This window comes from Stenotrophomonas sp. Marseille-Q5258, from assembly GCF_946900935.1.
GTDB lineage: Bacteria > Pseudomonadota > Gammaproteobacteria > Xanthomonadales > Xanthomonadaceae > Stenotrophomonas > Stenotrophomonas nematodicola.
The window spans coordinates 79162-89882 of record NZ_CAMPPN010000013.1 but is presented as its reverse complement, the minus strand read 5'-3'; the positions used below and the strand labels follow the sequence as shown (position 1 = coordinate 89882).

The following is a 10721-nucleotide window of genomic DNA, read 5'->3' as shown; positions in this document are numbered from 1 at the left end:
TGGCATCGAAGCGCTCCCCCACTGTTGCGATACGGATGCGCACCCCCCGGCGCGCCTGTTGCTCAGCCCGCTGCGCAGGCTGTTTCCACCACCGTTCCACGTCCCACCGACGACAACAGCCGTTGGCCGATGCGCGCCCCCAATACCGGCAGCATCTGGTCGACGTAGAAGTGCCCACCGGGAAACATGTCCAGCTCGGTGGGGCCGGCAAAATGCTGTGCCCATTGCGCAAGCTGCGCGCGGCCTGCGGCGTGGTCCGAGAGTCCGCCCATTACCGTCGCCGTGCACGGCAGCGGTGCCGCGTCGGCGTGGACGTAGCGCTCGTTGAGCTGGAAATCCGCGCGCAGAATGGGCAGCAGCAGTTCCAGCAGTTCCTCATGTTCGAGCACGGCCGACGGCGTTCCCTCCAGGCTGCGCAGTTCACGCAGCAGCTCGTCGCGCGGCAACCCGTGCAGGGCGCGGCGCGGGCCGGCGAGATGCGGCGCACGGCGTGCGGAGAGGAACATATGCAGCGGCATCGGTGCGCCACGCTCACGGAGTTCGCGGGCCACACAGAACGACATCAGCGACCCCAGGCTGTGGCCAAGGAAGGCGAAGGGACGGTCCAGCCACGGCAGCAGATCATCGACGATCGCCGCGACCGCAACGGGCATGTCCACGTGCAGGTCTTCAGACAGCCTGGACTCGCGCCCCGGCATCTGGATGGCCATCATCTGCACGTCCCGGGACACATGCGGCGTCCACTTGCGGAACACCGACGCACCGCCACCGGCGAATGGAAAACAGAACAATCTCACGCGGGCGTCGTCGTTGCGCGCAAGCGCAATGACAGAACGCGCACTTCCCTGCTCGACCTTGTGCATCCTTCCCCCTCAACGACCCGGACGGGACGCGTCCGGCAGCCATACAACTCCATTGAAGCTGCGCTGTTCGCGGCGCGTCGTGCGAGCCCGGACAGCGGTACTGCACACGGCAATTCCCCTGCCGCGCGAAAGATCCCGAAAGGCAATGTAGATCGACAATTCGCGATCAACACCTTTCTTCAATCCAATAGGGTTTTATCGATATGTGATGGCAATGTCAAGGCAAACACGGGCCACGACAGAGCGGCGCACGCGGATGCTCAGCGATGTGCGTCGTCGGTGGTGAAACTCTCTCCGCAACCGCATTCGGCCGCTGCATTCGGGTTCCTGAACGTGAAGGTTTCGCTCAATCCCTGCTTGCCGTAATCGATCACCGTGCCGTCCACCAGCGGCAGGCTCTGGGCGTCCACGTAGATCCGGACCCCCTCCTGCTCGAAGACGCTGTCGCCCTCCCGCTCATCACGGGCAAGGTCGGTGATGTGGCCCCAACCTGAACAGCCCGTCCGGGTCACGCCGAACCGCAGGCCGAGCGCGCCCGGCGTGCCGGCGACAAAGCGCTGGACGCGCTGGAGGGCGATCGGGGTCAGGCTGACGGCCATGTGGAGTGCTCCGGGAAGGGACTTGACGATTATAGAGGACACCGGTACCGCAGAAATGCCTCGCAAGCGGAACACTGCAGCCGGTAAACTCTCCCGTTCACAGATCGAGTCGATCAACAGAGGATTCAAGTCATGACGGTGGTCAGCGTTGAACATGCGCTTGCCGGGAAGATCCCGGAAGGCGGCGAGGCAACCGTACGCGGTTGGGTACGGACGGTGCGCGGGTCTGCGGCGCTTGCCTTCGTCAATGTCACCGATGGCTCCTGCTTCGCCCCCATCCAGGTGGTGGCCAATGACACGCTGGCCAATTTCGACGCCGTCAAGGGCCTGACCCCGGGCTGTTCGGTCATCGCCCGCGGCACCCTGGTCAAGTCCCAGGGCAAGGGCCAGTCCTTCGAGATCCAGGCCAGCGACATCGAGATCGTGGGCCTGGTCGAGGACCCGCTGACCTACCCGATCCAGCCCAAGCCGATGAGCCCGGAGTTCCTGCGCGAAGTGGCGCACCTGCGCCCGCGCACCAACCTGTTCGGCGCCGTCACGCGCATCCGCAACTGCCTGTCCCAGGCCGTGCACCGATTCTTCCACCAGAACGGGTTCAACTGGATCAGCACCCCGATCATCACCACGTCCGACGCCGAGGGCGCCGGCCAGATGTTCCGGGTCTCGACCCTGGACATGGCCAACCTGCCCCGCAACGAAAAGGGCGAGGTCGATTTCAGCCGTGATTTCTTCGGCAAGGAAACCTTCCTGACCGTGTCCGGCCAGCTCAACGTCGAGGCCTACTGCCTGGCGCTGAGCAAGGTGTACACGTTCGGCCCGACCTTCCGCGCCGAGAACTCCAACACCACCCGCCACCTGGCCGAGTTCTGGATGATCGAGCCGGAGATCGCCTTCGCCGACCTGGCCGAAGACGCGCGCCTGGCCGAGCAGTTCCTGAAGTACCTGTTCCGTGCGGTGCTGGACGAGCGTGGCGATGATCTGGCGTTCCTGGCCGAGCGCGTGGACAAGAACGCGATCACCAAGCTGGAGGCGTTCATCAACGCCCCGTTCGAGCAGATCGACTACACCGAGGCGGTGAAGCTGCTGCAGAACTCGGGCAAAAAGTTCGACTTCCCGGTCGAATGGGGCCTGGACCTGCAGACCGAACACGAGCGCTGGCTGACCGAGGAGCACATCGGCCGCCCCGTGGTCGTGACCAACTACCCCGAGCACATCAAGGCGTTCTACATGCGCCTCAACGACGACGGCAAGACCGTCGCCGCGATGGACGTGCTGGCGCCGGGCATCGGCGAGATCATCGGCGGCAGCCAGCGCGAAGAGCGCCTGGACGTGCTCGACGCCCGCATGGCCCAGTTCGGCCTGGACCCGGCGCACTACGGCTGGTACCGCGATTTCCGCCGCTACGGGTCGGTCCCGCACGCCGGTTTCGGTCTCGGCTTCGAGCGCCTGGTGGTATACGTGTGCGGGCTCGGCAACATCCGCGACGCCATCCCCTACCCGCGTGCACCGGGTACGGCCGAGTTCTGATCCCACCACGGAGGCACCGAGCCCATGACCCTGTTCTTCGCGCTGTGTTTCGTCGGCGTGGCGATCGCCGGGTTCAGTGCCTTCGTGATCTTCTGGCCGCTGACCCTGGTGCACATCCGCGACCGCCACCCGGCGCTCGCCGAACGCTTCGGCAGCGGTGCCTTCCTGCGCCCGGATGCGCTGCGCTGGCTGCTGGGCCGCGACTACCGGCTCAGCACGGACCGCTCGTTGTCGGGGCTGGCCGCCCCGGCATGGGTTTCCCTGCTGACCCTGTTGGCCGGGCTGGGCATGGCCGCCCTGCTCTGGCTGCTTTCGATGGTAACGACATGAACGACGACACCTCCCACCGCGACGAGTGGTTTCTTGCCAGCCTCGGCAACACGCTGATCTGGGCCCGCCTGCGCATCCGGCCAGCCGGCACCGCCGAGGTGCTGGACAGCGACGGCAACACCCTGAGCTACGACAGCGAGGACACTGCGCGCGCGCAGCTGTTCGACGCCGAGTTCGTCGCCTACGACGGCCTGGACGAGGAGGACGCACTGATCCGCGGCTTCTCGCTGCACGAGGTGGCGCCGCCGCAGGCCGCCAGCGACGCCGACCTGCACGGCCGGATGGTGCAGAGCCTCGGCGCCCGCGCCTGACCCACCATGTTCATCCCGTCCGCCTTCGCTGAGACCGACCTGATCTGGCTGGACCGGCTGCTGGCGCGCGACGCGTTCGTGACCCTGCTGACCACCGGCGCCGATGGCCTGCCCCAGGCCACGCGGCTGCCGGTACTGTACCGGCGCGACGGCGAGGACATCCTGATCGAGGGCCATTGGGCCCGGCCCAACCCGCAGGCCGGCCACGCCGGGCCCGCGCTGCTGCTGGTGCATGGCCCGCACGCCTATGTGTCGCCGGGCTGGTACCCCGACAAGGAGGCCCAGGCCCGCGTCCCCACCTGGAACTACGCGGCCGCCGAACTGCGCGGCGTGCTCGAGCCGGTGGACGACCCGGACGCACTGATCGCCATGCTCGACGGCCTCAGCGCGCGCCATGAAGCCGGCGTGGGCGGCGACTGGGACCTGCAGCCGATCGACCCGCGTCAGCGTCGGATGCTGGCGGGCATCGTCGGGTTCCGCTTCCGTCCCGACCAGGTGCAGATCAAACTCAAACTCAGCCAGAACCATCCCGAGGCCAACCAGTGCAGCGTGATCGACGCGCTGTCGGCGCTTCCGGCCCCCGCGTCGCAGGAGCTGGCGCAGTGGATGCGCTGGCGCCGCGACGAACGTACCACCGCCAACTGACCTTCCCGTTTCCCGCGACGACGCGACCACCCCGGCCGCGCCTTGCCCCCACCCGACGTCAGGGACTCCGCACCATGAAAGACATCCACAAACTGCTGCAGAACAACCGCGAATGGGCCGACCGCATCGAGAGGGAAGATCCCGAGTTCTTCCACCAGCTCGCCAAGCAGCAGCACCCCGAATACCTGTGGATCGGCTGCTCCGATTCGCGCGTGCCGGCCAACCAGATCATCGGGATGGCCCCGGGTGAAGTGTTCGTGCACCGCAACGTCGCCAACGTCGTGGTGCACACCGACCTCAACTGCCTGAGCGTCATCCAGTACGCGGTGGACCAGCTCAAGGTCAAGCACATCCTGATCGTCGGCCACTACGGCTGCGGCGGCGTGCACGCCAGCCTCAACAACACCCGCGTCGGCCTGGCCGACAACTGGCTGCGGCACGTCGGCGATGTCGCGCAGAAGCATGCCGCGATCATGGATGCCATCGACGAGCCGGACCTGAAGCACGCACGGCTGTGCGAGCTGAACGTGATCGAACAGGTGGTCAACGCCTGCCGTTCCACGATCGTGCAGGATGCCTGGGCCCGCGGCCAGAAGCTGATGGTGCACGGCTGGGTCTACAGCCTGAAGGACGGCCGAGTGCGCGAGATGGGCATTGACGTCGGCGCCCCCGACGAGCTGCAGGCAGCCTACGAAAAGGCCTTGTCCTACGTCCCGCGCCACGGCCGCCGCGACTGACCGCCGCTCTTACGGAACCGCCACCATGCTCCCCTCCCCCATCAATCTGCTGGCCTGGATCGAGGAACACCGCCACCTGCTCAAGCCGCCGGTGGGGAACAAGATGATCGAGAACGGCGACTTCATCGTGATGGTCGTCGGCGGGCCGAACAGCCGCACCGACTACCACTACGACGAGGGTCCGGAGTGGTTCTACCAGCTCGAGGGCGAGATGGTGCTGAAGGTGCAGGAAGACGGCGCGGTACGCGACATCCCGATCCGCGCCGGTGAGATTTTCCTGCTGCCCGGCAAGGTGCCGCATTCGCCGCGTCGCCCGCCGGGCGGCGTTGGCCTGGTGGTCGAGCGCAAGCGCCTGGCGCATGAGCAGGATGGCCTTATGTGGTTCTGCGAACAGTGCAACCACAAGCTGTATGAAGAGTATTTCGCGCTCGAGAACATCGAAACGGATCTGCCGAAGGTGTTCGCCCGCTACCACGCCTCGCTGGAGCTTCGCACCTGTGGAGCCTGCGGGCACGTGGACCCGCTGCCGGCCAAAGTCGCCGTCGAAGGCTGACGCCGCGCCTGCGGCCTGCGAGGGGCGCGCTGTGGTGCATGCGCCTTCCGCTTTTTCCGTGCGCGCCGATACGCGGTGTCCGGGCGGGGTGCGGCTGGGGTGACGCGACCCTTCGCCGCATGGATGCGGCGATGGAGCTTACGGGGACGTACGTGCAGCCTGTCCCGGCACCCCAGACGCATTCCGCCACCCTGCGGCGTTGGCGGCGACGTTGCTGTCGCTGTTGCGCACCGATGCGCTGCGGGCGCGGAACGGAGAGCAACCGGGCAGAGCCCGGCGCCACGGGGTGAAGCTGTGGAGCGGTGGGTGGTCGAGCCCGGGCGGCCCGGCAGCCGGTAAACTGTCGGTCACTGTCACCGCCGGTCGCACCATGTCCGAGATCCTCAGCCGCACCCATGCCGTTGCCCTGGACGCCGCCGATCCGCTGCGCGCCATCCGCAGCGAGTTTGTGTTCCCCCAGCACAACCACCGCGACCAGACGTACTTCGTCGGCAATTCGCTGGGCCTGCAGCCGCGTGGCGCGCGTGCGGCCGTCCAGGAGGTCATGGACAAGTGGGCCAGCCTGGCCGTTGAAGGCCACTTCACCGGCGACACCCAGTGGCTGCGCTATCACCGCCTGGTGAGCGAACAGTTGGCCCGCGTCGTCGGCGCGCTGCCCAGCGAAGTGGTGGCCATGAACACCCTGAGCGTGAACCTTCACCTGATGATGGTCAGCTTCTACCGGCCCACCGCCGAACGCCCCGTCATCCTCATTGAAGCCGGCGCGTTCCCCACCGACCGTCACGCGGTCGAATCGCAGATCCGCTTCCACGGCTTCGATCCGGCAACGGACCTGGTCGAAGTGCAGCCCGACGAACCCAACGGCACCGTGTCGCTGCAGGCCATCGAGCGCGCCATCGTCGCGCACGGCCCCCGCCTCGCCCTCGTCCTCTGGCCTGGCGTGCAGTACCGCAGCGGCCAGGTCTTCGACCTGGATGCCATCACCCGCATGGCCCGTCTGCAGGGCGCCCGCGTCGGCTTCGATCTTGCCCACTCGGTCGGCAACGTCCCGCTGCAGCTCCATGACATCGCCCCCGACTTTGCCGTGTGGTGCCACTACAAGTACCTCAACGCCGGTCCGGGCGCCGTGGCCGGCTGCTTTGTCCACGAACGCCACCACCGCGACACCACCCTGCCGCGCTTCGCCGGCTGGTGGGGCCATGAAGAAGCCACCCGCTTCAAGATGGCCCCCCAGTTCGTGCCGGCCGTCGGCGCCGAGGGCTGGCAGCTCAGCAACCCCCCGGTGCTCGGCCTCGCGCCGTTGCGCGCCTCCCTCGACGTCCTGGACAAGGCCGGTGGCATCGATGCCATGCGCACCAAATCGCTGCGCCTGACCGGCATGCTCGACGCCCTCGTCCGCGCGCGCCTGCCCGGCGTGCTGCAGGTGCTGACCCCCGCCGAACCCGAACGCCGCGGCTGCCAGCTCTCCCTGCGCGTAACCGGCGGCCGCGAGCGTGGCCGCAGCCTGTTCGAGTACCTGCAGACCGTCGGCGTCCTTGGCGACTGGCGCGAGCCCGACGTCATCCGCATCTCGCCCACCCCGCTGTACAACCGCTACCTCGACCTGCACCACTTCGTCGAGGAAGTGGAAGCCTGGGCCGGCCTCTAAGGACATTGTCTTGATCGCAACCCCCTCCCGCTCGCTGAGCATCATCGGCGCTGGCCTGGCTGGTTCCCTGCTGGCCATCCTGCTGTCGCGCCAAGGCTGGCGGATCACCCTGTACGAGCGCCGCGGCGACCCCCGCATCAGCGACTACGAGTCCGGCCGCTCGATCAATCTTGCCCTCGCCGAACGCGGCCGCAACGCCCTGCGCCAGGCCGGCGTCGAAGACGCGGTGATGGCCAAGGCCGTGATGATGCGCGGGCGCATGGTCCATCCGCGCGACGGCGCAGCGCAGCTGCAGCGCTACGGCCGTGACGACAGCGAAGTCATCTGGTCCATCCACCGCAAGGACCTCAACACCACCCTGCTGCAGCTGGCCGAGGACGCCGGTGCCTGCGTGCACTTCCACCGCCGCCTGCATACGGTGGACTTCGACGCCGGCTACGCGCGCTTCATCGACGATCGCGACGACCAGCCCCACGACATCCGCTTCGACACCCTGATCGGTGCCGACGGCGCCGGCTCGGCCCTGCGCGCGGCGATGAACCGCAAGCAGCCGCTGGACGAGCGCATCGAGTTCCTCGACCACTCCTACAAGGAACTGGAGATTCCGCCGGGCCCGGACGGCAGCTTCCGCATCGAGGCCAACGCGCTGCACATCTGGCCGCGCGGCCACTACATGTGCATCGCCCTGCCCAATGACGAAGGCACCTTCACCGTCACCCTGTTCCTGCCCAACACCGGCGACCCCAGCTTCGCCACCACCACCACCGGCGCCCAGGCCGAAGCCCTGTTCGCGCGCGACTTCCCCGACGCACTGCCGCTGATCCCGAACCTGCGCCGCGACTGGGAAGAGCATCCCCCCGGCCTGCTCGGCACCCTGCACCTCACGCATTGGCACCTGCAGGGCCGCGCCGTACTGCTCGGCGATGCCGCCCATGCAATGGTTCCCTTCCACGGCCAGGGCATGAACTGCGCGTTCGAAGACTGCGTCGCCCTTGCCGGGCACCTGCTCCAGCAGGACACCCTCGCCGAGGCGTTCGCCGCCTTCGAACGTGACCGCAAGCCCAACGCCGAGGCGATCCAGCAGATGGCGCTCGAGAATTACCTGGAAATGCGTGACCGCGTCGCCGACCCGGCCTTCCTGCTGCAGCGCGAGCTCGAACAGGCCCTGCAGGCCCGCTGGCCGACGCGCTTCGTGCCGCATTACACGATGGTGACCTTCCTGCACACGCCCTATGCGGTCGCCCTGGCGCGCACCGACCTGCAACGGCGCATCCTTGAGGATGCCACTGCCGGCCACGACAGCCTGGACCACATCGACTGGGACGCACTCGAGCGCATCGTGCACGCGCAGCTGCCGGTGCTGGAGGGCGCACACTGATGGCGGCCGACAGCTTCCTGTTCTACGACCTGGAGACCTTTGGCCAGGACCCGCGCCGCACCCGCATCGCGCAGTTCGCCGCGATCCGTACCGACGCCGACCTGCGCGTCGTCGACGAACCGGTGAGCTTCTACGTCAAGCCGGCCGACGACCTGCTGCCCTCACCCGTCGCCACCCTGATCACCGGCATCACGCCGCAGCATGCACTGGCCCAAGGCGTCAGCGAGGCCGAGGCCTTCTCGCGGATCAACGACCTGATGGCGCGCCCCGGCACCTGCACGCTGGGCTACAACACGCTGCGCTTCGACGACGAGTTCGTCCGCCACGGGCTGTTCCGAAATTTCTACGACCCCTACGAGCGCGAGTGGCGCAACGGCAACTCGCGCTGGGACCTGCTGGACATGCTGCGGCTGGTGCACGCGCTGCGCCCCGACGGCATTGTGTGGCCGCAGCGCGAAGACGGCGCCACCTCGTTCAAACTCGAACACCTCGCCCTGGCCAATGACGTCCGCCAGGGCGATGCGCACGAGGCATTGTCGGACGTGCACGCCACCATCGGCATGGCGCGGCTGTTCAAGCAGTCGCAGCCGCGGCTGTGGGAGTACGCGCTGAAGCTGCGCGACAAGCGCTTCGTCGCCAGCCTGCTCGACGTGGACGCCCTGCAGCCGGTGCTGCACGTGTCCATGCGCTACCCGGCCCAGCGCATGTGCGCCGCGCCGGTGCTGCCCATCGCGCGGCATCCGTACATCAACAACCGGATCATCGCGCTGGATCTGGAGGGCGACATCGACGGCCTGCTCGCGCTGCCGGCCGATACGCTGGCCGCGCGCCTGTACACGCGCGCGGCGGACCTGGCCGAGGGCGAGCAGCGTGTGCCGCTCAAGGAAGTGCACCTGAACAAGGTGCCGGCCCTGGTCGCATGGAACCACCTGCGCCCGGCCGACCATGCCCGTCTGGGCATCGATGCCGCCGCAGTGGACGCCAACGCCGCACGGGTACGTGAGGCCGGTCCGGCGCTGGTCGAGAAGGTCCGGCAGGTGTACGGCGGCGAGCGCACGGCCACCGTCAGCGACGTGGATGCCTCGCTGTATGACGGCTTCCTCGCCGACGGCGACAAGGCCCTGATGCCCCGCCTGCGCACCAGCCCGCCGTCGGAGCTGGCCGGTTTCGCCGAGCGCCTGAAAGATCCGCGCATGCCCGAGCTGCTGTTCCGCTACCGGGCGCGCAACTACCCGCAGACGCTGGATGCCGCCGAGCGCGGGCGCTGGAACGACTACCGGCGGCAGCGCCTGCTGGGCGACGCCGCGCTGGGCGAACAGACCCTGCCGGCGTTCCGTGCGCAGCTGGACAGCCTGGCCATCGAACATGCCGCCGATCCCGCCAGGCTGGCCCTGCTGTCTCAGCTCGGCGACTGGGGCACCCACCTGGAGCAAAGCCTGTGAGCAGTTATTTCACTCCCGCCAGCTTCACCTTCCTGCGCGGGCTGGCGCGCCACAACGACAAGACCTGGTTCAACGACCACAAGCCGGCCTACGAAGAACATGTCCGCCAGCCGTTCCTGCGCCTGATTGCCGACCTGCAGCCGGACCTGGCCACGATCAGCCCGCACTTCCGCGCCGACCCGCGCGGCGTGGGCGGGTCGCTGTTCCGCATCTACCGCGATGCGCGCTTCTCCAACGACAAGTCGCCCTACAAGACCTGGCAGGGTGCCCGCCTGTTCCATGAGCGGCGCAGGCAGGTGCCGGCACCGTCGTTCTACATCCACCTGCAACCGGGCGAGAGTTTCGTCGGTGCGGGCCTGTGGCACCCCGAGCCGGCCACGCAGCGCAAGGTGCGGCACTTCATCGTCGACAATCCCGGCAGCTGGAAGGCCGCCGCGCACGCGCCGGCGCTGCGGAAGAAGTTCGATTTCGAGGAAAGCGAGAAGCTGGTGCGCGCACCGCGTGGCTTCGACGCCGACTTTGAATTCATCGACGATCTCAAGCACCGCAATTGGGTGTTCTGGCGCGCGCTGGACGACGCCACCATGACCGGTCCGCGTCTGCGCCAGACCCTCGCGGCCGACCTGGCCACGCTGGCGCCGTTCGTGGACTACCTGTGCGCCGCGCTGGACCTGGAGTTCTGAGCACG

General features: G+C 67.8%; 12 protein-coding genes. 10 read left to right on the top strand and 2 right to left on the bottom strand.

Annotated elements, in window-relative coordinates; genetic code table 11:
* Nucleotides 1-62: 62 nt before the first annotated feature.
* A complete protein-coding gene (locus tag OC534_RS10610; protein ID WP_262071761.1) occupies nt 63-797 on the bottom strand; it encodes a thioesterase domain-containing protein in 735 nt (244 codons plus the stop codon).
* 326 nt (nt 798-1123) lie between these two features.
* Nucleotides 1124-1462: an iron-sulfur cluster assembly accessory protein gene (locus OC534_RS10605; protein WP_017355232.1), complete on the bottom strand. Its 339-nt coding sequence runs from the start codon at nt 1460-1462 to the stop codon at nt 1124-1126.
* A gap of 132 nt (nt 1463-1594) precedes the next feature.
* Between OC534_RS10605 and asnS the strand changes: the two genes are divergently transcribed.
* The 10 genes from asnS (at nt 1595) to OC534_RS10555 (ending at nt 10716) form a co-directional block, all read left to right on the top strand.
* Nucleotides 1595-2989: an asparagine--tRNA ligase gene (gene asnS / locus OC534_RS10600; RefSeq protein WP_262071760.1), complete on the top strand. Its 1395-nt coding sequence runs from the start codon at nt 1595-1597 to the stop codon at nt 2987-2989.
* A 24-nt stretch (nt 2990-3013) separates the two neighbouring features.
* Entirely contained in the window at nt 3014-3319 is a 306-nt protein-coding gene (locus OC534_RS10595; RefSeq protein WP_136003401.1) for a hypothetical protein, read from the top strand.
* Nucleotides 3316-3630, top strand: a complete 315-nt coding sequence (locus OC534_RS10590; RefSeq protein ID WP_017355229.1) for a hypothetical protein — start codon at nt 3316-3318, stop codon at nt 3628-3630. Before OC534_RS10595 ends, OC534_RS10590 begins: the two co-directional genes overlap by 4 nt.
* 6 nt (nt 3631-3636) lie before the next feature.
* On the top strand, nt 3637-4275 hold the full coding sequence (locus tag OC534_RS10585; RefSeq protein WP_017355228.1) for an FMN-binding negative transcriptional regulator: 639 nt from the start codon (nt 3637-3639) through the stop codon (nt 4273-4275).
* A gap of 74 nt (nt 4276-4349) precedes the next feature.
* Nucleotides 4350-5012 (top strand): carbonate dehydratase, encoded by a 663-nt coding sequence (gene can, locus OC534_RS10580; protein ID WP_017355227.1) that lies wholly within the window; start codon nt 4350-4352, stop codon nt 5010-5012.
* Between the two features lie 25 nt (nt 5013-5037).
* On the top strand, nt 5038-5565 hold the full coding sequence (locus OC534_RS10575; RefSeq protein WP_017355226.1) for a 3-hydroxyanthranilate 3,4-dioxygenase: 528 nt from the start codon (nt 5038-5040) through the stop codon (nt 5563-5565).
* Between the two features lie 370 nt (nt 5566-5935).
* Complete coding sequence (gene kynU, locus OC534_RS10570; protein WP_017355225.1) at nt 5936-7213, top strand: kynureninase; 1278 nt, start codon at nt 5936-5938, stop codon at nt 7211-7213.
* 10 nt (nt 7214-7223) lie between these two features.
* On the top strand, nt 7224-8591 hold the full coding sequence (locus tag OC534_RS10565) for an NAD(P)/FAD-dependent oxidoreductase (RefSeq protein ID WP_136003396.1): 1368 nt from the start codon (nt 7224-7226) through the stop codon (nt 8589-8591).
* A complete protein-coding gene (gene sbcB, locus OC534_RS10560; protein WP_136003394.1) occupies nt 8591-10033 on the top strand; it encodes an exodeoxyribonuclease I in 1443 nt (480 codons plus the stop codon). Before OC534_RS10565 ends, sbcB begins: the two co-directional genes overlap by 1 nt.
* Nucleotides 10030-10716 carry a DUF2461 domain-containing protein gene (locus OC534_RS10555; protein WP_017355222.1) on the top strand — a complete coding sequence of 229 codons (687 nt, stop codon included), beginning with the start codon at nt 10030-10032 and terminating at the stop codon, nt 10714-10716. The genes sbcB and OC534_RS10555 overlap by 4 nt, the downstream gene beginning before the upstream one ends.
* The last annotated feature ends 5 nt before the right edge of the window (nt 10717-10721 follow it).

Coding starts and splice junctions, on each gene's coding strand:
- OC534_RS10605 (WP_017355232.1), bottom strand. CDS start 1,462: ATGGCCGTCAGCCTGACCCCGATCGCCCTCCAGCGCGTCCAGCGCTTT.
- asnS (WP_262071760.1), top strand. CDS start 1,595: ATGACGGTGGTCAGCGTTGAACATGCGCTTGCCGGGAAGATCCCGGAA.
- OC534_RS10595 (WP_136003401.1), top strand. CDS start 3,014: ATGACCCTGTTCTTCGCGCTGTGTTTCGTCGGCGTGGCGATCGCCGGG.
- OC534_RS10590 (WP_017355229.1), top strand. CDS start 3,316: ATGAACGACGACACCTCCCACCGCGACGAGTGGTTTCTTGCCAGCCTC.
- OC534_RS10585 (WP_017355228.1), top strand. CDS start 3,637: ATGTTCATCCCGTCCGCCTTCGCTGAGACCGACCTGATCTGGCTGGAC.
- can (WP_017355227.1), top strand. CDS start 4,350: ATGAAAGACATCCACAAACTGCTGCAGAACAACCGCGAATGGGCCGAC.
- OC534_RS10575 (WP_017355226.1), top strand. CDS start 5,038: ATGCTCCCCTCCCCCATCAATCTGCTGGCCTGGATCGAGGAACACCGC.
- kynU (WP_017355225.1), top strand. CDS start 5,936: ATGTCCGAGATCCTCAGCCGCACCCATGCCGTTGCCCTGGACGCCGCC.
- sbcB (WP_136003394.1), top strand. CDS start 8,591: ATGGCGGCCGACAGCTTCCTGTTCTACGACCTGGAGACCTTTGGCCAG.